General features: G+C 55.2%; 25 protein-coding genes and 1 tRNA gene. 17 read left to right on the forward strand and 9 right to left on the reverse strand.

The window, feature by feature from the left end; genetic code table 11:
- Positions 1-18: 18 nt before the first annotated feature.
- Positions 19-1,512 carry an aldehyde dehydrogenase (NADP(+)) gene (locus tag K3754_RS01445; protein ID WP_259940226.1) on the forward strand — a complete coding sequence of 498 codons (1,494 nt, stop codon included), beginning with the start codon at positions 19-21 and terminating at the stop codon, positions 1,510-1,512.
- 280 nt (positions 1,513-1,792) lie between these two features.
- Here the strand turns inward: K3754_RS01445 and K3754_RS01450 are convergent, their stop codons facing one another.
- Together K3754_RS01450 and K3754_RS01455 are read right to left on the reverse strand one after the other, a co-directional pair.
- Complete coding sequence (locus tag K3754_RS01450; protein ID WP_259940229.1) at positions 1,793-2,902, reverse strand: tyrosine-type recombinase/integrase; 1,110 nt, start codon at positions 2,900-2,902, stop codon at positions 1,793-1,795.
- A 195-nt stretch (positions 2,903-3,097) separates the two neighbouring features.
- Complete coding sequence (locus tag K3754_RS01455) at positions 3,098-3,334, reverse strand: helix-turn-helix domain-containing protein (protein ID WP_259940232.1); 237 nt, start codon at positions 3,332-3,334, stop codon at positions 3,098-3,100.
- 101 nt (positions 3,335-3,435) lie between these two features.
- Here K3754_RS01455 and K3754_RS01460 point away from each other — a divergent pair, with 101 nt between their 5' ends.
- The 7 genes from K3754_RS01460 to K3754_RS01490 all read left to right on the forward strand — a co-directional run bounded on the left by K3754_RS01460 (position 3,436) and on the right by K3754_RS01490 (position 12,280).
- Positions 3,436-3,843 carry a helix-turn-helix domain-containing protein gene (locus K3754_RS01460; RefSeq protein ID WP_259940235.1) on the forward strand — a complete coding sequence of 136 codons (408 nt, stop codon included), beginning with the start codon at positions 3,436-3,438 and terminating at the stop codon, positions 3,841-3,843.
- A gap of 128 nt (positions 3,844-3,971) precedes the next feature.
- Positions 3,972-4,130: a hypothetical protein gene (locus K3754_RS01465; protein ID WP_259940237.1), complete on the forward strand. Its 159-nt coding sequence runs from the start codon at positions 3,972-3,974 to the stop codon at positions 4,128-4,130.
- The gene (locus K3754_RS01470; protein ID WP_259940238.1) at positions 4,127-5,692 is read left to right on the forward strand and encodes a class I SAM-dependent DNA methyltransferase; all 1,566 of its coding nucleotides are present in this window, start codon (positions 4,127-4,129) and stop codon (positions 5,690-5,692) included. The genes K3754_RS01465 and K3754_RS01470 overlap by 4 nt, the downstream gene beginning before the upstream one ends.
- Positions 5,693-5,699: 7 nt before the next feature.
- Entirely contained in the window at positions 5,700-6,968 is a 1,269-nt protein-coding gene (locus K3754_RS01475; RefSeq protein WP_259940240.1) for a restriction endonuclease subunit S, read from the forward strand.
- A complete protein-coding gene (locus K3754_RS01480) occupies positions 6,965-7,864 on the forward strand; it encodes a DUF6615 family protein (protein WP_259940242.1) in 900 nt (299 codons plus the stop codon). Before K3754_RS01475 ends, K3754_RS01480 begins: the two co-directional genes overlap by 4 nt.
- Positions 7,857-9,146, forward strand: coding sequence for an FRG domain-containing protein (locus K3754_RS01485; protein ID WP_259940245.1), 1,290 nt, complete (start codon positions 7,857-7,859; stop codon positions 9,144-9,146). The genes K3754_RS01480 and K3754_RS01485 overlap by 8 nt, the downstream gene beginning before the upstream one ends.
- On the forward strand, positions 9,143-12,280 hold the full coding sequence (locus tag K3754_RS01490; RefSeq protein WP_259940248.1) for a type I restriction endonuclease subunit R: 3,138 nt from the start codon (positions 9,143-9,145) through the stop codon (positions 12,278-12,280). Before K3754_RS01485 ends, K3754_RS01490 begins: the two co-directional genes overlap by 4 nt.
- A gap of 52 nt (positions 12,281-12,332) precedes the next feature.
- On the opposite strand, the gene K3754_RS01495 is transcribed toward K3754_RS01490, so the two are convergent.
- Positions 12,333-12,542, reverse strand: a complete 210-nt coding sequence (locus K3754_RS01495) for a helix-turn-helix domain-containing protein (RefSeq protein WP_259940250.1) — start codon at positions 12,540-12,542, stop codon at positions 12,333-12,335.
- A gap of 72 nt (positions 12,543-12,614) precedes the next feature.
- Here K3754_RS01495 and K3754_RS01500 point away from each other — a divergent pair, with 72 nt between their 5' ends.
- The 7 genes from K3754_RS01500 (at position 12,615) to K3754_RS01530 (ending at position 17,785) form a co-directional block, all read left to right on the forward strand.
- Positions 12,615-13,385: a hypothetical protein gene (locus tag K3754_RS01500; RefSeq protein ID WP_259940253.1), complete on the forward strand. Its 771-nt coding sequence runs from the start codon at positions 12,615-12,617 to the stop codon at positions 13,383-13,385.
- A complete protein-coding gene (locus K3754_RS01505) occupies positions 13,382-14,230 on the forward strand; it encodes a hypothetical protein (RefSeq protein ID WP_259940255.1) in 849 nt (282 codons plus the stop codon). The genes K3754_RS01500 and K3754_RS01505 overlap by 4 nt, the downstream gene beginning before the upstream one ends.
- A gap of 180 nt (positions 14,231-14,410) precedes the next feature.
- On the forward strand, positions 14,411-14,977 hold the full coding sequence (locus K3754_RS01510; protein WP_259940257.1) for a metallophosphoesterase: 567 nt from the start codon (positions 14,411-14,413) through the stop codon (positions 14,975-14,977).
- Positions 14,978-15,205 carry a hypothetical protein gene (locus tag K3754_RS01515; RefSeq protein WP_259940262.1) on the forward strand — a complete coding sequence of 76 codons (228 nt, stop codon included), beginning with the start codon at positions 14,978-14,980 and terminating at the stop codon, positions 15,203-15,205.
- A gap of 5 nt (positions 15,206-15,210) precedes the next feature.
- Positions 15,211-16,014 (forward strand): metallophosphoesterase, encoded by an 804-nt coding sequence (locus tag K3754_RS01520; protein WP_259940264.1) that lies wholly within the window; start codon positions 15,211-15,213, stop codon positions 16,012-16,014.
- A 146-nt stretch (positions 16,015-16,160) separates the two neighbouring features.
- Positions 16,161-16,949, forward strand: a complete 789-nt coding sequence (locus K3754_RS01525) for a HipA family kinase (protein ID WP_311201461.1) — start codon at positions 16,161-16,163, stop codon at positions 16,947-16,949.
- Entirely contained in the window at positions 16,946-17,785 is an 840-nt protein-coding gene (locus tag K3754_RS01530) for a DUF3037 domain-containing protein (RefSeq protein ID WP_259940271.1), read from the forward strand. Before K3754_RS01525 ends, K3754_RS01530 begins: the two co-directional genes overlap by 4 nt.
- Before the next feature lie 113 nt (positions 17,786-17,898).
- Here the strand turns inward: K3754_RS01530 and K3754_RS01535 are convergent, their stop codons facing one another.
- On the reverse strand, positions 17,899-18,120 hold the full coding sequence (locus K3754_RS01535) for a hypothetical protein (RefSeq protein WP_259940274.1): 222 nt from the start codon (positions 18,118-18,120) through the stop codon (positions 17,899-17,901).
- A gap of 3 nt (positions 18,121-18,123) precedes the next feature.
- Positions 18,124-18,669 (reverse strand): hypothetical protein, encoded by a 546-nt coding sequence (locus tag K3754_RS01540; RefSeq protein ID WP_259940277.1) that lies wholly within the window; start codon positions 18,667-18,669, stop codon positions 18,124-18,126.
- A 49-nt stretch (positions 18,670-18,718) separates the two neighbouring features.
- Here K3754_RS01540 and K3754_RS01545 point away from each other — a divergent pair, with 49 nt between their 5' ends.
- Both K3754_RS01545 and K3754_RS01550 read left to right on the forward strand, forming a co-directional pair.
- Positions 18,719-18,976: a hypothetical protein gene (locus K3754_RS01545; protein ID WP_259940280.1), complete on the forward strand. Its 258-nt coding sequence runs from the start codon at positions 18,719-18,721 to the stop codon at positions 18,974-18,976.
- 159 nt (positions 18,977-19,135) lie between these two features.
- Complete coding sequence (locus tag K3754_RS01550) at positions 19,136-19,462, forward strand: hypothetical protein (protein ID WP_259940281.1); 327 nt, start codon at positions 19,136-19,138, stop codon at positions 19,460-19,462.
- A 38-nt stretch (positions 19,463-19,500) separates the two neighbouring features.
- Here the strand turns inward: K3754_RS01550 and K3754_RS01555 are convergent, their stop codons facing one another.
- The 4 genes from K3754_RS01555 to K3754_RS01570 all read right to left on the reverse strand — a co-directional run bounded on the left by K3754_RS01555 (position 19,501) and on the right by K3754_RS01570 (position 21,460).
- Positions 19,501-19,857 (reverse strand): MobC family plasmid mobilization relaxosome protein, encoded by a 357-nt coding sequence (locus tag K3754_RS01555; RefSeq protein ID WP_259940283.1) that lies wholly within the window; start codon positions 19,855-19,857, stop codon positions 19,501-19,503.
- Between the two features lie 135 nt (positions 19,858-19,992).
- On the reverse strand, positions 19,993-21,081 hold the full coding sequence (locus K3754_RS01560) for a helix-turn-helix domain-containing protein (protein ID WP_259940286.1): 1,089 nt from the start codon (positions 21,079-21,081) through the stop codon (positions 19,993-19,995).
- A complete protein-coding gene (locus K3754_RS01565) occupies positions 21,078-21,326 on the reverse strand; it encodes a hypothetical protein (RefSeq protein WP_259940288.1) in 249 nt (82 codons plus the stop codon). The genes K3754_RS01560 and K3754_RS01565 overlap by 4 nt, the downstream gene beginning before the upstream one ends.
- Before the next feature lie 57 nt (positions 21,327-21,383).
- Positions 21,384-21,460, reverse strand: a tRNA-Arg gene (locus tag K3754_RS01570).
- Positions 21,461-21,582: the final 122 nt, after the last annotated feature.

The raw sequence follows: 21,582 nt of genomic DNA on the forward strand, positions 1-21,582 counted from the left end.
CCAAATTGGAGATCCCTCGTGATTGAACCAACAGGCCAACACCTGATCGATGGAGATTGGGTCAGTTCTGACGCCAAATTCACAAGCAAACCACTGACCGGGCACGGTGTTGAGGTCAGCGAAGGTACCGCCGCAGAGGTAGACCGGGCAGTGATGGCCGCAGAGGCCTGTTTTGCCAGCGTGAGCGCGATGCCGGTGGAGCGCCATGCCGCTTTGTTGCGCAGGATCGCGGCCCATATCGACGCCCAGGCTGGCGCAATCACAGCCTATGGAATGGCAGAAACTGGCCTTCCCAACGGGCGTTTGGTTGGGGAACGTGGCAGAACTGTCGGGCAGCTGCGCATGTTTGCCGATTACATTGAAAGCAGAGATCATCTGGATCAACGCCATGATCCCGCACAGCCGGATCGAAGCCCCATGCCCGCCCCTGATCTGCGCTTGGTGCAGCGTCCCGTTGGTCCGGTCGCTGTGTTTGGCGCCTCCAATTTCCCACTGGCATTCTCAACCGCCGGTGGCGACACGGCATCAGCATTGGCCGCCGGATGCCCGGTCATTGTGAAAGGTCATCCAGCCCACCCAGCCACGGGTGAAATCGTTGCACGCGCCATTGGGGCCGCCGTCGCCGCCGAAGGTTATCCCGCAGCGATGTTCCAAATGATCCAGGGCAGCACCCATGATCTGGGCCGCGCAATGGTTGAGCATCCTCTGATCAGCGCCGTGGGCTTTACCGGCTCGCTAGGGGCCGGGCGGGCACTGTTCGACCTTTGTGCAAAAAGGCCGGTTCCGATCCCATTTTTCGGAGAGCTTGGATCCATCAACCCGGTTTTTGTTTTGCCGCACGCCTTGGCAGCACGAGGCACCGACATTGCCAAGGCCTGGGCGGCTTCACTGACCATGGGCGTCGGGCAGTTTTGCACCAATCCCGGCTTGATCGTATTGCCCGAAGGGCCACAGGGCGATGCATTTCTTGATGATGCAGTGGCGGCTCTCCAAGAGGTCGCGCCCCAGCCGATGCTGACATCTGGAATTGCCGATGACTTCGCCCTTAAGACACAAAAAATCGCGCAAATGAGCAGATTGGCGTTTCAAGGTCAAACCAAAAACCGTGAGGTGACGCCATTCGTCAGTTCCGTAGCTGCGTCGGAATATCGTGCCAACCCAGCGCTGCGCCATGAGGTGTTTGGACCCTTCGGACTGATCGTGCGTTCACCGGATCCGGAAACGACGCTGTCATTGGCCGATGAGCTGGAGGGTCAATTGACCTGCACCTTGCACGTGGATGAAGAAGACGCCCCACAGGCCCGCAAACTGCTTGCCATCCTGGAGCGAAAAGCGGGCAGAATTCTCGCCAACGGATTTCCGACCGGAGTAGAAGTGGCATCCGCGATGGTGCATGGCGGGCCATATCCAGCCTCAACGAATTTTGGTCATACGTCAGTTGGCACCATGGCCATCCGCCGTTGGATGCGACCCGTCTGCTATCAGGACATGCCCGACTATCTTGTGATATGAACCCCAGTTTTCCGAGAACGACCGCGAAAGGCCAAATCCCGGTTTTACCTGATCCTAAACCGGAATTTCGCAGCACCCTTTCGAGGAGAACTCGGACGATCTTGGGGCTGATCTCGAGGGATCGCCTGCCGGTTCGCATTGCCTCGTGAGAATGCGATACCGATAAATGCCGCCCATCCGACAGTCCAGCACATCGGTGCCTTTCGCGTCATCCATCGCTATGGACAAGGCTGGCGACCCCGGCAGGATTCGAACCTGCAACCTGCCCCTTAGGAGGGGGCTATTCATCATCTGATTTTTCCTTTTCTTTCAGGTTGTTAGTAGCGTCATTCAGTAAAGGCTGTACGAGTTTTGTGCGAAACAGCCCTCTAATCGCGGCCTCATCCGCCTTGGAATGAGCATAAATCCGCATTGGGACGGTAGGATCCTTCCAACGTCCCGCTTTCGCTGCATCGACCGGATTCACACCGATGTTGACGGTCAACTCAGTGAAGAAACCATGACGCCCTGCTTCATGAGCGGACAGGTAAGGTATCTCGGCCTTGGCGCAAATTCGCTTCCACCTCTCATTGTAGCTGGTGGAGCTGACATAGCCAAAAACGCGTGCCTCTAGCAGCTTTCCAGACTTTGGATTGCGTGTGCGCTTCGGTTGCAGCGCTTGCAGTTCCTCCATCATCTCTGGAGAAACGACTATCGAAGTCTGTTTGTGACCCTTTTGCGCTTTGAGCTGCACTTGACACTTCTTTGGGTCCAAATGGGCGTGTGTGATTGCAACCGCTTGTCCAATTCTTGCACCAGTTTCAAACATGAAGCGGGCGAGCGCAGCGTTGTGCACATCAGCAGCCCGGCAAAATCGCTCAATCCAGTCTCTGTCTGAAGGTTGTTTTTCTACTCTACTCAATTTGCCCCGTCTTTCATCTTGAGCATTGCGTTCTTCGCCGGTGTAGCTGCTCACAGAGATGGCCGAAAATTTACGGTTCGTGCGATGAAGCTTATTGATGACGGCGCGTGCGGGGGTAACGATTTCTCTCCACCAAGTGTCTGTAGAGGCATCAGGCTTCAGCGCTCGACCGAGGTCTTTCAGTACATCCTCGGTTATAGACTCAACTGGCATGTCCCCAATCTGTTTGACGATAGGAATCAGTTTTTTAGCTGTTTTTGGAGATGCAGGATAAACCATGGTCGCTTCAGCAAATGTAAATGCTGCTTCCGGGCCAACGACATATGCACGACGCCGCTTCGCTGTTTCGACCGCTATCCAGTCGACTGCGCCTGCTTCCGTAAGCGAACCAGTGCTTTTTCGGTAGTATTCTGTGATTGGGGTCCCGTTGTATTCAACGCGGCCTTGGGCATAGTAGTAGCGGCCACGTTTGATCGGTTCGAGCGGCATTTTTTGCCCTCCCGTAAAATTACGTCGATTTGGGCGGCAGTGATGATCATTGCGTTGCCGAGTTTGTGACAAGCACCAATCCGATTTGCGACAGCCCGAAGTGTTCGCTCGGTGATGTCGATTCCTCGCTCTTTGAGGAGATCGACCCACTGCTTCGGTGTCAGGCCAGTGTCTAAGACCTCGGAACCAAGACGTTCAGGCACGATCATCGGAATTCTCCGGTTGATTTTGGTCCGTTCCCGAGCTCTCGGGCACGACCATCCTGCGTTTGATGAATTCCTCAAGAGCGCCATCCGGAACAAAGAAGCGCTGCTTCAGTTTCAGATGGCGCAACTCATTCGTGGCGATCAGGCTCCGAATGGTCTTTTCCGGCCAACCCGAAGCATTTGCCAATTCACGTGGCGTAGAGAATCCTTCCAAAAGAGCCTCCATTTTCTTGGCGAACTGGGAACGAACCGCTACGGTTGGGAATGAAGCGGAAGATTCGACTCTCAGTCGCTGATTCTGGTAACATTTGATACCATAAGGTAACGATGAGTAGCCTGCAAGAGCGATTGTCGTCGATAAGAAAAGCAACTGGCATGTCCCAAGCCGCCTTTGGTGCGGACCTTGGGCTCTCTGATCGCGCATACAAAAACTACGAGCTTGGTATCCGGGAACTTCCGCTGGCAGTGGCCTTGGAAATCTCCGAAAAATACGACGCCAATATCGCTTGGCTGCTCACAGGAGATGGAGCCAGATCAGGTCTCGAAGTACGTGATGCTATCAAAGCCGCCGTCATCGCAGTCCGGGAGCACTTCATTGCAGAAGATGAGGTGCCAAGTCCTGACTATGAGTCCGACGTCGTTCTTTTCGTTTTCGACGAAATTCTTCGTGAAGGCGGCCTGAACGCCTCACGAATGGACGCATACTTTAGAACATTGAGGAAAGACCAAAAATGACGAACCCATTTCTAGAGCAGGCGCGCAGGATCGTAGCTAAGGCACATGCGAGGGCGAACTCGTCTCAGCTAAACTTGGCTAGAAAACGCTGCTTTCAATTGGCCCTGTCTGCATGCTTCGCAGCTGGTATGAGCTGGTTTGGATTTGGCTACATGTTCTTGATTACGGGATCAGAAACCGGTGCGGCGACATTCGCCGGTCTGACGATCTTGGCAATCTTCGTGGCTTGGACTGCCGCCCTGTGCATGTCCTTCAATGCCCGCCCATCCCTTGGTGTCACAAGATGAGTTCTCAAACTTCCGACCTGGGCTTTGAGGCTGAGCTCTTCAAGGCCGCCGACCGCTTGCGCGGCAACCTAGAGCCGTCCGAATATAAGCACGTCGTCCTTGGCTTGGTGTTTTTGAAATACATCTCCGAAGCGTTCGAGAGCTACCACGCAAAACTGGCTGAGGACGACTACGCCGACCCGGAAGACCCGGAAGAATACCTCGCTGAAAACATCTTTTGGGTGCCGGTCGAGGCGCGTTGGTCGCACCTGCGCGACAAGGCGCGCGATCCAAACATCGGCAAAATCATCGACGACGCGATGGTGGCCATCGAGCGCGAACCATCGAACGAAAAGCTCAAGGGTGTTCTCCCCAAGAACTACGCCCGCCCCACGCTCAACAAAGAGATGCTGGGAGATCTGATCGACCTGTTCTCCGGCATCGATATGCGTGGCAACGCGACCGAGGCGCGCGACCTGCTCGGCCGCGTTTACGAGTACTTTCTGTCAGGTTTCGCGTCCTCCGAAGGTAAGCGAGGGGGTGAGTTCTTCACACCGCGTTCTGTCGTCAAAACGCTGGTCGCCATGCTGGAGCCTAAGCAAGGCCGCGTCTATGACCCCTGTTGCGGCTCGGGCGGTATGTTCATCCAGTCCGAGAACTTTATCGAAGACCATGGTGGTCGCCGTGACGACATCTCGGTCTACGGTCAGGAAATCAACCACACCACCTGGCGGCTGGCGATGATGAACCTCGCCGTCCAGGGAATCGACGCCGAGATCAAGTGGAATAACGAAGGTTCATTTATCCGCGACGAGCTTCCCGACTTGCGGGCTGACTATGTCTTGGCCAACCCGCCGTTCAATATTTCCGATTGGGGCGGCGAGCGGCTGGCCGATGACGCAAGATGGAAGAAGTACGGCACACCGCCCAAGGGCAACGCGAACTACGCCTGGCTACAACATATCCTGCATCATTTGGCCCCGCGCGGCACTGCGGGCGTCGTGCTCGCAAATGGGTCTATGTCGTCTCAGCAATCGGGCGAGGGCGACATTCGACGGGCCATGATCGAGCCCTTGTTCGACGAGAAGGGTAATCAAATCGGGGGTGATGTGGTCGACTGTATGGTGGCGCTGCCAGGGCAGCTGTTCTACTCCACCCAGATCCCCGCATGCCTCTGGATTTTGGCCAATGACAAGTCCGCGAATGGCCACCGCGACCGGCGAGGCGAGGTGCTGTTCATCGACGCACGCCAGATGGGGCACATGGTCGATCGCGTGCGCCGAGACTTTGGTGATAGCGACATCGAGAAGATTGCCGAAACCTACCATCGATGGCGTTCCAAAGAGCCCGAAGTGCAATACAAGGATGAGCCCGGCTTTTGCGCCAGCGTGGATCTGGAGACGATCCAAAAACATGACTTCGTATTGACTCCTGGCCGCTACGTTGGCGCCGCTGATGAAACAGATGATGGTGTCCCATTTGAAGAAAAGTTTGGAACACTATCAGCGCAACTTAGTGATCAGTTCGCTTCCTCTCAGAAACTACAAAGTAAGATTCGAAGCCTTTTCGAAAGGTTGAATTGAAGCCGACATGTCAACAACCATTGGAGAAATCATAGCTGAGTATGGGGGCAGCATCAAAACTGGTCCCTTCGGCACGACGCTCAAGGCATCAGAGTACACTTCAACGGGGGTACCCCTGATCTCTGTCAAAGAGATCGGAGCGGGAACCTTCCACATCGACGACAAAACACCTCGGGTTGATGAAAAGGTTACATTAAGGCTACCGGAATACCTTCTCGAAAAGGGAGACATCGTTTTTGCCAGAAAGGGCTCTGTCGAAAGGTCTGCGATTGTAGGCGAGGACCAGGTAGGTTGGTTCTTGGGTTCAGATGGCATCCGGCTCCGCTTACCTACAACAGTCAATGCACAATACGTCAAGTACTGGATTTCTCAGGGAAAAATTAAGAACTGGCTACATCAGCACTCTACCGGTTCAACGATGGCTTCTTTGAACCAAAAAACAATTGCACGCATCCCCATCCTACTGCCTTCCCCTGAACAACAAACTCTGGTTGCGGACATCCTGCATACGTTTGATGACAAGATCGAGCTGAACCGGCGGATGAATGAGACGCTGGAAGCTATGGCGCGGGCGGTGTTTCGGGATTGGTTCGTCGATTTCGGCCCCACCCGACGTAAGGCCGCTAGCGAAACAGACCCCGTCGCCATCCTCGGCGGCATCCTCCCCGATCCCGCCAAAGCCACTGAACTTGCCGCCCTCTTTCCCGACCGCTTCGGAGACAACGGCCTGCCGGAGGGGTGGGAAGAGCGCGAAGTTGGCTCATTCGCCAAGTTGAAAGGTGGTAAACAGCTCCCGAAAACGGAGTTTGTTGAAGACGGCGATATTCCGGTTTTTGGCGGTGCTGGCCACATGGGCAACACCGACAAAGCGAACGCCTCTGGTTATGTCATTTCCGTCGGAAGGGTCGGAGCTTACTGCGGTAACTTCGTTGCCCACCGTGGGCTAGCTTGGATCAACAACAACGCCTCCTTCTTTGAACTCAAGAACGGGACTAAGCCCGAATGGTTTTTCTATGCGCTCCGCGGACTCGACCTGACAACGATACGCAAAGGCGCTGCCCAACCTTTCGTGTCAAATGGCGATATTGCGAAGCTGTCGCTTGTTTTCCCTGGGGATCCAGTGCTTGAGACATTTCAGGGCATTCTGTTGCCACTGGTCCAGCTAATCGAAGCAAACGAAAAAGAAAACCAAACCGTCGCCGCCACCCGAGACCTCCTGCTCCCCAAACTCATGTCCGGCGAAATCCGCCTTAAAGGCGCGGAGGCGGAGGTATGAGAGTTCTCCCGAACTACTGCCATTCTTTCCGGCAAGAAGCCCATCAGGTCTGGCATGACATGTCGGAAGCCGAGGGTTTCAACCTACCGCGCAATGAAGAAACCACGACAGAAGAGCTGCTGCTGAGCCTTGCCCGTAAGCACAAAGGGCGTGGGCTCGAGATCAAGGCTTACACCAAAAAGGAGGAAGGCAAAAACGGTGCCGACTGGGCTTTCTGGTTCGCGAACGGGGCTTGGAACGGGATCGGCGCACGCATTCAGGCCAAGCGGCTGTTCGCTGATGATGGTGCCTACAGCTCGCTCTATCACCAAAGCAAGAAGCAGAAGGAGGCCAGCAAAGCCTCTGGCAAACTGACACCCAATCAGTGCGAAACCCTACTGAACTACAAAGACGGTCTGGTACCGATGTATCTGTTCTACAATTCGGATCAGTTGGAACTGAACTCGGCGCTGTCGTTCCACACACACCTGGCTTGGTGGAAGCTTTGCGGCTTTCCATACTTTTCAACGGATTGGGGGATCAGCGCGGCGAGCGCGCTGGCAATCAAGCATGCCAATTGGGGCAAAGACAACAGCCCTGGCCAATTTCCGATGATCCCCTGGCATTGCATTGTCTGTGGCTGCTGCTGGGATGATCGCCCTGCTGATCCTTCGCTCCCTTCCCTGGTCGGCCATGGGCTGCGTCAACTCTATGGATACAGCCTCGGAGACGGTGACGATGATCGTGCTGCATTGTCTGATTTGGAATTTTCATTTGAACCCACAGACAACGTCCCGAAATGGGTCGGGCTGCTGCGAGAGGGCAGCGATAGTGAAGGCCGTTTAGACGAAGAGATGGATCGTCTGAACCTCAGAGGTATCGCTGTTATTGAGGAGACTGAGGCCGTTGATGAGTGACGACAAACTCACCCCGGACGAGCTTCGCGCCAAGCTTGACTCGCTCCCCATCTGGCCCGAATTCCGTGAAGGTGATCCCAAAGTCGATGGACTCATTCCGACGTGTCGCGTCGAAAGCTGGGAGAGCTTCGTTGAGGCGATGCGCGATCCATTGCACAACCGAGCCGCCAGTGAGTGGGTCTATCGCGGGCAACGTGGCGGCGATTGGCCTTTGGCCTCAACGCTCGGGCGGAAGTTCGATGGTGGCAGCATTCCGGTGGAGAAGCGGCAGGGGTTGCTCGCTCAGTTCGAGCTCGCGATGCGCGGGCGCGGGTATGATCTGAGCGCCTTTAATGGCGATGGGTCCGAAATCGAGAAGTGGGCAATAGGCCAGCACCACGGTTTGCTCACGCCGTTACTAGATTGGACACGGTCGCCTTTCATCGCTCTGTTCTTCGCCTTCAACAGCGCCGATGATACGGAAGCGAACCCGTCTCGCGCGATTTATTGCGTGAACATGTCGGCATTGCGAAGTGCCTTAGGTGATCAGCCGCTTTTCCGTGATCCGATGGGTCACAATAACAGTCGTCTGGTCAACCAGGCTGGCCTATTCACAATGATTCCCGATGATGACGACAACTTCGCCAGCTACATCATCAACACGCTGCAGGAAGAGGGGGTCGTCAGCGCTGAGCCTGTAACCAAGACAGCAACGGTCGAAAGCTCTGGGTCGGAAGTACCAGAGCTCGAATACACGGTTACTGACAACCTGTCGGAGCAGCTGAAACAGTACATCCAGAAGATCCATATTCCCAATACCGGTCGGATGGATTGCTTGGCAACGTTGCGCAAGATGAACATACACAACGGGACCCTGTTCCCTGATGCCCAAGGTGCTTCGCTGTATTGCAATGACTGGCTTGAGCGCATTCTACGGGAAGAGAAGGCTGAACGGGAAAAGGCCGCCCAGCGTGCGGCTCGAACGACCTCGACAGAGGCTACCAAAGAGGCGATAGCAGCCGCGCCGGACGCATTGGCAGCAGTTAAAGCTATTGTCACCCAAGTGCTCGGCGACGAATATTTGCCGCACGAGAAAGATGATTTTTCCGAACGCTTTTATGATCGTTTCCAACAAGATCAGTCATTTGAGTGGCACCTGTCAGAAAGCAAAACCGCGAGGGTGAAGACCGGTCAACGCCGCCTAGCTGCAGCCTTTAGCTTTTCCGACAGTCTTCGCGACCAAGTCGTTGATCAATTAGTAGAATTCTACAAAGCTGCCGCGAGTGGAGCTCCAAAGGTATGATCAACGAAGACCTCGTCGAACAAGCTGCGCTGGATATCCTGCAAGATCAGGGCATACCATATCTGGGCGCGGATGTGATCTCGCCCGATGGAACACAGCCGGAGCGCCCGTCCTACGGTGAGGTTCTGCTGATGGCGCGGTTAGAAGAAGCCGTGGCGCGATTGAACCCCAACATCCCGACCGATGCTCGACAAGATGCGCTGCGGCAGGTTACCGGCTCAGCATCACAAAGCATGATCGAGGAGAACCGGCGACTCCACGCGCTTCTGGTAAATGGCGTGGATGTCGAGTTCAAAACTGATGACGGCTCGATCCGAGGCGATAAAGTTTGGCTAGTAGACTACGAAAAACCTGGGGCGAACGATTGGCTGGTGACAAACCAGTTCACCGTGATTGAGGGGAAGCACAATCGTCGCCCAGATATTGTGGTTTTTCTGAATGGTCTTCCTGTCGCAGTGATCGAGCTGAAGAATGCTGCCAGCGAAGCCGCGACCATCGAGGATGCCTTCGCGCAACTCCAGACCTATAAACTGCAGATCCCGTCACTATTTCGAACAAACGCGGTCCTAGTCAGTTCCGATGGACTATTGGCTCGGATCGGCTCGCTCACAGCCAATGAAGAAAGGTTCATGCCGTGGCGCTCAGTCACAGGTTCAAATGGGGATTTCACCCCCGAGGGACCACAGGAGATGGCCACGCTTCTCAAGGGTGTTTTCGACAAGGGGCGCTTTCTTGAGCTGCTACGGGATTTCACCGTGTTCGGGGATATGGGTGACGGACCCTTCAAGATCATTGCAGGCTATCATCAGTTTTTCGGCGCACGCAAAGCCTTAGCCAGTTCTATTGAGGCCTCAGCTCCGGAAGGGGACCGCCGTATTGGAGTAATCTGGCACACACAAGGTTCTGGCAAATCGCTGCTGATGGCCTTTTTCGCTGGGCTTTTGGTTCGCAGTCCTGAGCTGCAGAATCCGACATTGGTAGTGCTCACAGACCGCAATGATTTGGATGACCAATTGTTCCAAACCTTTGCGATGACAAAGGATTTGATCCGCCAAACTCCCGAACATGCTGAAAGTCGTGACGAGCTGCGTGAATTGCTCACTCGGCAATCTGGCGGCGTCATCTTTACTACCATGCAGAAGTTTTCACCTGAGCAAGGAGAAGAGCACTACCCAGCTTTAACTGACCGACGCAATGTCGTTGTCATTGCTGATGAGGCCCACAGAAGCCAATACGGTCTGGATGCCAAGGTAAATACCAAAACCGGCGAACGGAAATACGGGTACGCCCATTACGTAAGGCAAGCCCTGCCGAACGCATCCTTTGTTGGCTTTACCGGTACGCCCATTGAAACGGCCGATGTGAATACCCCGGCTGTGTTTGGTAACTATATCGACATTTACGACATCACCAGGGCGGTCGAAGACAAAGCGACGGTCCCAATTTACTATGAAAGCAGGTTGGCGCGCATCGAGCTCGACGATGATGAGAAGCCAAAGATAGACGATGAAATTGCGGCAATTCTTGAAGATGAGAGCCTTTCGGAACAAGAAAAGACCAAAGCTAAGTGGAGCACAGTCGAAGCACTGGTCGGGGCAGAGAAGCGCCTGAAGCAGGTAGCGACAGACCTAGTTGCACATCTCGAAGCGCGGACTGATGCGCTTGGTGGTAAGGCGATGGTAGTCTGTATGAGCCGTCGAATCTGTGTGGCACTTTATGATGAAATTGTCGCGCAACGCCCAGACTGGCATTCCGACGATGACGCAAACGGCTCCATCAAGGTTGTGATGACCGGCTCTGCATCTGATCCATTGGAGTGGCAAAACCATATTGGTAGCAAGAAACGCCGTGACGACCTCGCCAAGAGGGCTCGTGATCCTGGCGACCCACTTAAGCTCGTGATCGTGCGGGACATGTGGCTAACCGGGTTCGACGCCCCGTGCATGCACACCATGTACATCGACAAACCAATGCATGGGCACGGGCTTATGCAGGCCATTGCTCGGGTAAACCGCGTTTTTTGTGACAAACCCGGCGGCCTAATAGTCGACTATATCGGCATTGCTCAAAACCTGAAGAATGCTCTTTCCCAATACTCCGACGCGGACCGTGAACGCACCGGTATCGACGAAGAACAAGCTGTTGCATTGCTTGCCGAGAAACTCGATGTCGTGCGCAACATGTTTGCAGGACACGATTATGTCTCTGGCCTTGAAGGAGCGGCACAGGCTCGGCTTCAGGCACTTGGAGACGCAGTCGATTATATTGTTGGAAAACAGGCGCGGTTAGCGCAGCAACGATCATCTGATCCAGAAAAAAAGAAAGAACTTTCGCGTTTTCAGGATGCTACCCTTGAGTTGTCGCGGGCCTTCGCGTTGGCGTCATCCAGTGATCTTGCAAAAACTGTCAAGGACGAGGTTGGGTTTCTTCAAGCAGTACGCGCTGCCATGTTGAAGACTGCAGTCAAAGGTAAGTTGTCGTCCAGAGCAAAACAGTTCGCCATTGAGCAGTTGGTAGACAAGGCAGTAGCAGACGCCGAGATCGTGGACATCTTGCATGCGGCAGGCATTCAGACGCCAGATATCTCGATATTGTCGGATGATTTCCTCCTCGAGATTCAGTCGATGGAGCGCAAGAATCTTGCCCTCGAAGCACTCAAGAAGCTGCTGAATGGAGAAATAAGAAGTAAGGCTAGGCGCAATATCGTTGAAAGCCGAGCCTTTAGCGAAAGGCTTGAAGAGGCGGTCGCGCGCTACCACGCCAATGCCATTTCGACGGTTGAGATGATACAAACTCTTATCGACCTGGCAAAGGACGTCAAGGCCTCAGCGGCGAGAGGCGAAGCAGAAGGAATGACCGACGATGAGCTGGCATTCTATGACGCATTGGCGCAGAACGACAGCGCAGTCGAGGCGATGGGCAATGAACAACTCCGATTGATCGCGCACGAACTCTTGGAGCAAGTCCGCAGAAATGTGACCGTTGACTGGCACAAGAAGGAAAGCGCCCGTGCCAGAATGAGAATTCTTGTTAAACGAATTCTTAAGAAATTCGGCTATCCACCTGATTTATCGAAAGAAGCTGTGCAAACAGTGTTAGAGCAAGCAGAAGCATTGCTTAAAGAGGTCAACTGACAGCAACGTATTCTGTTTCCGGCATCTTTACGCGAATTGGCATATGGTGAGGTCAGTCAGGCTTAACCAACTCAACATGGTTGACACCAATAGCCTGCGCTAACTCGTAGAGCGTAATCACAGTGGGGTTTCGCTTACCTCGCTCTAAGCCGCTCAAATACTGCTGGCTAAACCCCGAACGCTCTTCGATCTGCTCCTGCGTGAGGCCTTTTTCGCGTCGTAGGCGTGCGAAGTTTTTTCCAACAAGTTTGCGCATATCCATGCGCCTGACCATTGGAAATTACATACTTTAATGTTATCAACTATAATATGTATTTGTAACAATAGACGGTCTATGTCGATGCACACCATCACCTTCTTCGCGAACAAGGGCGGCTCCGGTCGCACTGTCGCTACAATGGCGCTTGCCTCTGGCTTTCTCGCGCAAGGCAAGCGCGTAGCGGTGATGGACTGCACAGACCTGGCAGGCTGTAACCCAACCGGTCCGCATCCATCGACACTGCAGAACTGGTTGAAGCAGATGGCGGCGTGCAAGTTTCGTCCTCCTCAGCTCGAACTGATTGAATGCCAGACGCGCGAAGAAGTCGAAGACAGCGCTGCCGCCGCTGATGCGCAGGGGATCGATATTCTGTTAATCGACACCTTTGCCCGCATTCGCGAGCCTCAGATTGCCGCCCTCGGCATTGCTGACCTAGTGATTGCCCCTGCGATCAGTCCGTTCGAGGCCAGATGCATTCTTGACGGCATCGACGAATATCTGGGGCCGGCCGAGGACGTGATCTGCCTGGTCAACGGCTGCCGGAATGGCGCAGCCGAGGCCGCTGAAACGCGCTGTGCCTTTGGTCATCACGCTGTGTTCCTGTCAGAACTGCCTTGGGCTGAGGCATTGTCTGATCAGATCATAAACGGTGATATCGCCCACTTTACGTCGTCTCTTACCTGCCGATCCGACAAACCCGGCTTCGCACGGTTCCGAGAGGCGCAGTTTGCCTGGACTGCTGTCCAACGCTTCGCCTTCGAGGTCGAATTTGCCTTGAACGGCCATCGACTTGAACCCTTCGACGGCCTGTCTGCTTATCCCATCAAAAGAAAGGCCGTCGCATGATCCGCACATCGCTGACCATAGCTCTCACTATGACTTCACTGACGCAGCCAGCTATGGCTGAGAATGTGTTGACGCCATTGCCCGCGCCAGAAGCTCGCCAATACCCCTATGAAATCCTTGGCCTGCAACCCGGCGACCCACTGGACGACATCCTGTCAATCTACGCAGAACGCAGCGACGCTGCCCCAACAAGCGAGAGCGAAGTTCTGCGTGTACAGTCGCCTGATGGGAATGTGTTCGAGTTCACCTACCAGAAGTTCACACGGATCGGTGATGTCGGCATCAATGGGCGGCTTGCAAAAGCGGATCAGGATCAGGTGACAGCTATGCTGTCGTCAGATGTGATGGAACAGCGCCCCATGGCGATCCATCGCTCGATCCGCCAGCCAAGCGATCAACTGCCGGAACCGCTGGAGCTGAAAGCCCAGATCGAAGAAGCCTATGGCCCGCCGTCCCGCGTCGAGATCAGCGGGCGCGAGATGACCTTGACCTACGCCTGGGGCGAAGACGGGTTCATTGCCGATCTGGACGCCCTGCCTCCCTTGGTCCACGAAGAAACCTTCGCCTCGGGCAGCGTTCGTCGCTCGGAATACGAGTTGTGCGGTAACGCCCAGCACTATCGTAACAACGTCGAATACCGCTTTACCTATCCACGTGACGAGGACATCAAGACAGGGTGCATCGCGACTTTCACCGTCCGCTATCGCGGCGAACCAGGCAGCACTGTCATCGGCTTCTCTTTGGAAGACTTTGAGCTTGGCCGCCAACATATGGCCGAGTTGGATCGCCAGATTGTAGAAGCCCTGACGGGCGAAGAGGTGGAAGCCTCAGACATGGATCTGTGAACAGGGATAGCCACACGCACCGAAAGGCGCTATGAGCACCGCATGAACATCAAACGCGTACATATCACCCTGTAACGCCCGCACATTTGGCGGGCGGCATCGCGCTGTTCGCCTTTGATGATTCCCATCTCCGCATCGCCAGATTGCCGCTCCGCCGACGACAGACGACGGAGAGAAGTCATGACCAACTGGTACACCGCAGACCCGCATTTCGGGCATGAGAACGTCATCAAGTTCTGCAAGCGACCCTTCCGGTCAGCGAGCCACATGGATGCGGTTCTGATGCAGAACCTTTGGGCCATGGTTGGCCCCAAGGACGCGCTCTGGATCATTGGCGACTTTGCTCACGGTCCCAAGGCCAAGGATTCAGACTGGCTTCGCAAGCTTTTCGACAAGCTGCCCGGCGCAGAAAAGCACCTGGTTGTCGGCAACCATGACCTTGAACCGACACAGGCGCTGCCATGGACCAGTGTGACGCATCTAGCCGAAGTCCGCGACGGCCCCCAGAACCAGGCACATACGCTTTGCCATTATCCGATGATCACCTGGAACCACGCGCGACGCGATGCGCTCCAGATCTTCGGTCATGTCCACAACAACTGGCGCGGCTCCCGCAACAGCGTGAATGCTGGCGTCGATGTCTGGGACTACATGCCTGTCCGGTTCGAGGACATCGCCCGCCGTGCCAAGACGCTCCCCGTGAACAAGCACTGGGCCGACGTCGAGCACAATGCGAAGGAGATTTAGATGGCCCGCTCATACCGAAAGACACCGATTTGCGGGATGACAAAGGCTGCCAGCGACAAGGTGTTCAAGAAGGCGGAGCACAAACGGGCCAGACGCGCTCTCAACGCGTGCGATCTGGAAATTGAAGATGCTCCCTCCGGTAAACTGTTTGGCAACCCATGGGGCGCACCCAAGGATGGCAAGCAGCGGATTGATCCTGCCCGCTTTCCCGAAATCATGAGAAAGTAATTCAGATGGCACGTTTCCTGGTCTGGAGTGACCTGCATGATGAATTCTGGACCGGCTTCGACCTGCCTGATCTGTCCGCACAGGTAGACGGAGTTTTGATTGCTGGCGACACGCACACGATGGGCCGCCATCTGGACATCCCGGCACGCGCGGCACGCAAATATGGTTGCCCTGCTGTGCTGATCTGGGGCAATCATGAGCCCTATGGGTCGATCTGGTCTGACCTTCTGGAAGACGAAGAACGGCAGCTTGAGACCCTACGCAGTGAAGGGCTCGACATTCGAGTGCTTTACGGCGCAGCGACAGAGATTGCTGGCGTCCGCATCATTGGTGCGACCCTCTGGACAGATTTAGCGCTCTACCCACCATTCGAATATCTGGCCCGGATGATGGTATCTGCCTACATGCAAGACTACCGCGCCATTCGGACTGCGCCCAAGACACGCTTTTCAATCGACGACATGCTGGCGTGTCACGCGCGGGACAAGGCGGCGATCCTAAGCGCGCTCAGCGAACCCTATAGCGGCCCCACTGTGGTCATGACCCATCATTTGCCGGTCCGCCAACTCATCTCACCAGCGCGCACAATCGGTGGGCATGAGAAGCGCGCAATGACCAACGGTTTCGCCTGTGATCTTTGGGACGAAATCCGCGCCTTCGACATCCACACTTGGATATGGGGCCACAGCCACGAGGGTCAGAATTGGAAAGGCGAAGGGGAAAAGGGTGAAATCCGCTTCATCACGAACCAGCGGGGATATCCGGGTGAAGGAGTGAGGTTCGACCCAGCCTATCACATTCAGATATAGGGAATTCTCATGGGCCGACGGGTGTCCGCGCATTCCAAATCTTTGGCACGCAAAAAGGGCAACAAAAGCGATTTTCATTGAATAATCGCGCGTAAACTGAGAGCAATCTAACAAGCGTTTGATTTTATGGAAGTTTGATCGGGTCAGTGTTTGAAGCTCGGACATTGCTACGCAGGGCCGAACGTGGGCGGTCTCGCCCACCGCTTTGCTTTGCAGAGAACGACGTTGGTGAGCAGTGTCAGATTTGGCTCAAGTCGCCAGACTTTCACCCATCCACCCCAAGCACATCTTTGGAACGAGAGTGGATGGCTACTAAGCTGGCTCAGACTTTGAGCCTTCCGGTTGCGCCGGTGATAGCGGTCAGAGTGCAGGAGGAGTTTATCGACTCCGTATTGGATGAAGAACTCCGAATTGCCATGGCGAACGGCCCCGGGGTCTTGTTGGGGTCTGTCCACGCGGGTGACGGCTGGAGACTATTCGATACAAGCTCGAAACTTCCTTGGTCGTGTTTGCCGATGATTCAGCATATCGTTACGTTTGATTGCCTTGTTGAGAACAGCGACCGAAGCCGGTCAAACCCCAACCTGCTGCGACATGGCGACATGCTGAAGATGATCGACCAAGAGGAAGCCTTCAGCCATGCTGTCACAGGGGACGGTTCAGGGCCCTGGGGGATGAACGGGCTGATGAATTTCGTGGCTGGGACGGCTCAGCATTCCCTCGTTCCACACTTGGTGCCAAAGTCACGATGCGACTTTTCGCCGGTTGCTGACCGATGGGAGAGCTTGCCCGATGCGGAGATTTCAGAGTATGCAAACCAAGCTCCCGATGACTGGGATCGCCCTACAATGGACCGAATTCGGGATTATATATTTAGAGCAAAGGCAGAAGCACGAGGTTTCTGCGAGATGGCAGAAGAACACGTAACCCAATGAAACGTATGCCATATACCTTTATTGTGCTGCAATATCAGCACAGCCCCTTCGCCGGGGAACGGTTGAATATTGGCCTGCTCTTGGTGTGTGAGAAGCGAAATTTTGCCCAGCTGAAAATCCGAGAGTCGTGGAAGCGGTTTACCGATGCATATCCTGATTTTGATCGCAGCGCTGTAAGATCGGACCTGAAGTCGCTGTCGGTAGCGGCACAAAGGATCGCATCAGACGGCTTCAGCACGCCGCTCGATACGCGCGCGAGGTGCAACACAGCAGAGGGGCTACTGCTGAGCTTGTTTGGTTCTCCTGAAGGGTCAATAGTCTGGGGTTCGCAGGGTTCCGGCGTTACGCATGATCCCCAGACAGAGCTGGAAAAACTCTACGATGAATTGATTGCTCGCTTTGATCACGTTAGCCATCATGACCGGCGTGATGATGAAGATGTTTTCCAGTCGCTGAAGTCGCATCTGGACGACACCCAACTGCTTCAGCAAATGACTGAACACGTCGTGCGTTCGCCGCGCGGGGACGTGCGCTTCAAGAGGTCTTTCAAGAACGGGATTTGGCACTGTGTCCAACCCCTATCATTCGATCATTCTGACCGAGATACGATTGACAGCAAGGCCGCCAGGTGGGCTGGTCATTTGATGCAAGCGGAGGAAGCTTCCGAGGATTTCCAGCCGTACTTTATTATCGGCAAACCTTCCAGGAAATCGTTCTTCAGCGCGTTTGAGGCGGCCGAAAAACTGCTAAGTTCGGCTCCGAGAAATCCAGTCGTTGTTCGCGAAGAAGACAGTGCAAATGTTGCTGATCGGCTGGTCCACGCTTTCCGTAACTGATCTGTTCGTTTCGTCGACAAGTTAAAGACCAGGACCGAATGACGGGGATGGTGGTTCAACACTCGATTTGGCAGATTTTCGGGATGTCTCCTTTTGCTTGGCCGATTTCTCGGTCAACCATCTTGCAATAGCTGCTTCAACTCGCCTTGCTGTTGTTCCAAAGCGCTCAAGCGCTTCTCTAAGTCGCTCGCAAACCGTTCGAATTCGTGCTGCAAATTCACCAATTCCTTCGGAGAAGCGCCTGCGCTCTTCAAACCAGCCTCGAAGGTTGCGTTCAGATCTTCGACAGCGCGTAACAACGCTGTCTCGAAGGGCGTCAATTGATGGTGTGACATAGCTTACCTCGTTCTCGCGGTTTCGACGCAGATTTCGCCACCGCCCAGATTGGGCACGGGACAGTTTGCCAGTGTTACGCCAGGCGGAAGGTTGACCACCTGGCCCAAGCCGCCAAGGCCACGTGTCACGCGCGTGCCCTCCAGACCGAATGTTGCCAGCCCCAGTGTTTCGATCCTTGACGGTTGCTCCGGAAAGGTCAGCTGCACAGCCATCAAGAGCACCCAGAAGGTCAGAAAGACCCCCGCCAAGTAGGTCGGCAGCATCGTCTTCCAGGTCACGGTGCGCCATTCCTTCCGGCTCTCTTCCAACGCCGCTGTCGCGTCCCGAATTTTGCTGGCCTGCGCCTCGATCTCGTGGGTCGTCAGGTTGTTGAGTGAGCTGCTCAACCTTTCGAGGGCGCGCATATCGTGATCGATTTTTCGCAGCGCGGCGTTCAACGCTTGTGACAAACGCTGCTCGAAGTCGTTCAACATCTGCTGGGTCTGCTCTTCGGTGGCGTGGCTTTGGGTCTCCACCTTCGCTTGCAGGCTTTGCAGCAAAGTATTCATCTGCGGTCCAGGTTTCATGGAAAATGCGATCCTCTAATCTGAAAGTGTTTTGACTGTCCGAGGTTCCGGCGACCCGTACCGTGATCCGGGTGTCGCGGCCGCGCGGCTTGCCGCCTTTCGCTTCTACGGCATCGGCCTTGCGGCGCTTCTCAAGCTGCTTCTCGGTCAACGGTTTGAATTCGAGGCCATCCAGTTCGCTCAGAACAGCACGAACGTCTGCATGATTTCGGACCGCGCCAGCTTCGATTTTCTGGAGCATGAAAGTTCGGATGGTTTCCTTAATGCCCTTCCGGTCGCCCAGATCTAAAACGGGTTTGACCATCCGTTTTCTGTCCGGCTCCTCGGGGCTGACCCATCCTTCGCGGGTGTTCCAGTAATCGCGAAAGGTATTGTAGAACCCCTCTGACCCGGGGGGCGCGGGATTGAACGACCGGTCACTATAAAGCTCGACGCGCGGGATCAGGAAATGCAATTCAACATTACCCATGTGCTGGTGACGGACCCAGAGGATATTCGCTTGGTCGGCTTCGAGCCCCGCGAGCGCGGCTTTCTCAAAATCCCGCATGACATTGGCTTGCTCTACTTCCGAGGGATCGTCCTCAGCATGGAATGCAACGACCCCCGATGTGTATCTCCATTTGCGAGTGTTGCTGTCGATCAGGTGGCACGTCAGGTCGGGATCGCCGGCCAGTACCTCTGGGGCTACATCTCGCCGGACGGTCTTACCAGCGATGCGCTTGCGGTCTTTCGTATAGGCAGCCACCTCCTTTGCCACGAGGTAATCGACCGCTGACCGCCCTGAGCCGTCGCCATGGGCGAAGAAGCGAACCATCATCGGGAATGCTCCGCGACAATCTCAGCCAGCTCGCGGTCCAATGCCATCAGCAAAGTGTAGACGGCGATCAGATCGATGCGCCGCCCCGCCTTGCGGTCGGAGTGCATGGCGCGTGCGATTTGATTCAGATTGTTGCCCGCACGCCCGACCGCCGCCAGTAACGCGGGATCGACCGTCGGTGGTCGCACCCGGCGCTGCATTGGTTCGGCAGAGAGAACATGACGAGCAAAGTCGGATAATGACCGCTCTTGGGCGCGCGCTTTCCTCAACCATGTCGCACGTTCTTCCTCCGAGCAGCGCACCCGCAGGACCAATTTACGGACCGGACGCGATCCCAACTTACTCTTGCTCATGGCAGCCGCCTGACGCGCTTTGCGCGTGGGTTTGGGGTGAAGGGGAAAGGGCTTGCCCATTCCCTTCCAAGGTGCGTTTGGCGTAGCCACACGCGTAACCTTGCTCCCTTTCCTTTTGGGGTACACGAAGACTATTCATGGATTGCCGCCTGATCGGATCAGCGCATGCGTCAGCTCACCGATCAAACCGTCTAGAACAGCGATCCGTCCGGCTTCCCTTCGGGTCATCCCTGCAAAGGAAGCGGCCGGGTTTTTCCTACCAAATGGGCCATCCCTCTGCGAGTTTCGATCTGCCACAATCAGGCAAAGCGCGGTCCTTGCCTCGCCAAGCTGAATGCATCTCTCGCGCCACAACCGGCCAGAGACACCCAGCTCGTAAGCTCGGTCATGCGCAGCCCTTGTGACCGTTTGCCAGTCGGGCGGACCACCGCAGGCATACAGATCAATGTACTCGGCCAACTGTGGCCCAGCCAGCAGCCGGGCGTGAGCTGGGCTGGTGTTCAAGCGGGGTTCTTCCATCGGCTTCTCAGCCATACAAGTTTTGGTTTTCTTTTCTTTGTTCGTATTGAGTCGGACGTTTTCGTCTGACCCGACGGTCATGTTTGGCGGACCGCAATCTGTCGAAAAGTCGGAAAGCACGGCTTCCAGCGCTTCTGCAACTTCCTGCATTTTGGCGATGTCGTTGAGTTCAGTTGGCCGACGACGGGGCAGAATGCTGGTTGCGGCTTCATCAGCGTCAGCCTTGCCCAGCTCCCTGATTTGCCGGAACAGGCCTTGAATATGCTCGCGCAAGCGCTTCTGGTCTTCGTCGGCTTGCATCTGGCGACTGACCAGCGAACGAACATACTCGGCTTGTTCAATCAGCGGGGCGAGATTGATACCCGCTGCACGCTTGATGACACCATCAGCCCGGTCACCAGAGCGGCTCTTGCGCTCAGGGTAGGTGCGAAGGATCAAACCCGCGTCAACAAGCTCAGCTTCGATCCGTCCAACCTGCCGTTTAGATAGTCCAAAATTCTGAGCAAGCCGTTCCAGAGAATGCCAGATCGCACAGATCCTGCCTTGAACAAAATCTGAGGGCTGACAGTTGTCGATGGCAAAGACGAGATATTCTATCGCACCTTTTGACAAGCCAAGCGACACTCTGGCCCGCTTGAGAAATCGCTTCAGTTGATAAGGCGTGATGTCTGAGGGGAGACCTCCGTGTACAAGGCGAACGCTCATGATGCACCGCCTGACAGCCAAGGACAGCCCTGAATGTCGGTTGCTTTGACGGCGGTTCTTGAGGTATTGTAGTCGTGAAAGCTGGACGCTTTTGTTTTAGATTTGATCCCGGTTTCGGTTGCCGCCGAGCCGGGATTTTTCTGTTTATAGTGTTCCCAGGAACCCTTGTCCGGCGGATCAGCCTGTACGGGTTTTGTACGGGTGTTCTTTACATGTTCTCGTACAGAAGCTGCAAAATCCTGCACGATGTTGCAAAGCGCACCGCTGCAAAGTCCACAAGACACTGATTTTATTGGCAGGTTTGGCGACCCCGGCAGGATTCGAACCTGCAACCTGCCCCTTAGGAGGGGGCTGCTCTATCCAGTTGAGCCACGGGGCCAGCAGGCTTGGGTTTAGCCCAGCGTTCGGGGCTTGTCATCGGCATATTGCATTGGGTGCAGGCGGCGCTTGATCGTGAGGGGTGCTTCGCGGTAACTGTTTCATATGCATTCAGGAATAGAA

The sequence above is a fragment of the Sulfitobacter sp. M368 genome (genome assembly GCF_025141875.1).
Classification (GTDB): domain Bacteria; phylum Pseudomonadota; class Alphaproteobacteria; order Rhodobacterales; family Rhodobacteraceae; genus Sulfitobacter; species Sulfitobacter mediterraneus_A.

Bases quoted from the DNA above. Each gene is read 5' to 3' on its own strand.
- K3754_RS01550 (WP_259940281.1), top strand. From the start codon at position 19,136: ATGCAATTCAACATTACCCATGTGCTGGTGACGGACCCAGAGGATATT.
- K3754_RS01475 (WP_259940240.1), top strand. From the start codon at position 5,700: ATGTCAACAACCATTGGAGAAATCATAGCTGAGTATGGGGGCAGCATC.
- K3754_RS01520 (WP_259940264.1), top strand. From the start codon at position 15,211: ATGGCACGTTTCCTGGTCTGGAGTGACCTGCATGATGAATTCTGGACC.
- K3754_RS01500 (WP_259940253.1), top strand. From the start codon at position 12,615: ATGTCGATGCACACCATCACCTTCTTCGCGAACAAGGGCGGCTCCGGT.
- K3754_RS01450 (WP_259940229.1), bottom strand. From the start codon at position 2,902: ATGCCGCTCGAACCGATCAAACGTGGCCGCTACTACTATGCCCAAGGC.
- K3754_RS01470 (WP_259940238.1), top strand. From the start codon at position 4,127: ATGAGTTCTCAAACTTCCGACCTGGGCTTTGAGGCTGAGCTCTTCAAG.
- K3754_RS01510 (WP_259940257.1), top strand. From the start codon at position 14,411: ATGACCAACTGGTACACCGCAGACCCGCATTTCGGGCATGAGAACGTC.
- K3754_RS01495 (WP_259940250.1), bottom strand. From the start codon at position 12,542: ATGGATATGCGCAAACTTGTTGGAAAAAACTTCGCACGCCTACGACGC.
- K3754_RS01535 (WP_259940274.1), bottom strand. From the start codon at position 18,120: ATGTCACACCATCAATTGACGCCCTTCGAGACAGCGTTGTTACGCGCT.
- K3754_RS01485 (WP_259940245.1), top strand. From the start codon at position 7,857: ATGAGTGACGACAAACTCACCCCGGACGAGCTTCGCGCCAAGCTTGAC.
- K3754_RS01465 (WP_259940237.1), top strand. From the start codon at position 3,972: ATGAGCTGGTTTGGATTTGGCTACATGTTCTTGATTACGGGATCAGAA.
- K3754_RS01530 (WP_259940271.1), top strand. From the start codon at position 16,946: ATGAAACGTATGCCATATACCTTTATTGTGCTGCAATATCAGCACAGC.
- K3754_RS01540 (WP_259940277.1), bottom strand. From the start codon at position 18,669: ATGAATACTTTGCTGCAAAGCCTGCAAGCGAAGGTGGAGACCCAAAGC.
- K3754_RS01515 (WP_259940262.1), top strand. From the start codon at position 14,978: ATGGCCCGCTCATACCGAAAGACACCGATTTGCGGGATGACAAAGGCT.
- K3754_RS01460 (WP_259940235.1), top strand. From the start codon at position 3,436: ATGAGTAGCCTGCAAGAGCGATTGTCGTCGATAAGAAAAGCAACTGGC.
- K3754_RS01560 (WP_259940286.1), bottom strand. From the start codon at position 21,081: ATGAGCGTTCGCCTTGTACACGGAGGTCTCCCCTCAGACATCACGCCT.
- K3754_RS01455 (WP_259940232.1), bottom strand. From the start codon at position 3,334: ATGGAGGCTCTTTTGGAAGGATTCTCTACGCCACGTGAATTGGCAAAT.
- K3754_RS01555 (WP_259940283.1), bottom strand. From the start codon at position 19,857: ATGAGCAAGAGTAAGTTGGGATCGCGTCCGGTCCGTAAATTGGTCCTG.
- K3754_RS01490 (WP_259940248.1), top strand. From the start codon at position 9,143: ATGATCAACGAAGACCTCGTCGAACAAGCTGCGCTGGATATCCTGCAA.
- K3754_RS01505 (WP_259940255.1), top strand. From the start codon at position 13,382: ATGATCCGCACATCGCTGACCATAGCTCTCACTATGACTTCACTGACG.
- K3754_RS01480 (WP_259940242.1), top strand. From the start codon at position 6,965: ATGAGAGTTCTCCCGAACTACTGCCATTCTTTCCGGCAAGAAGCCCAT.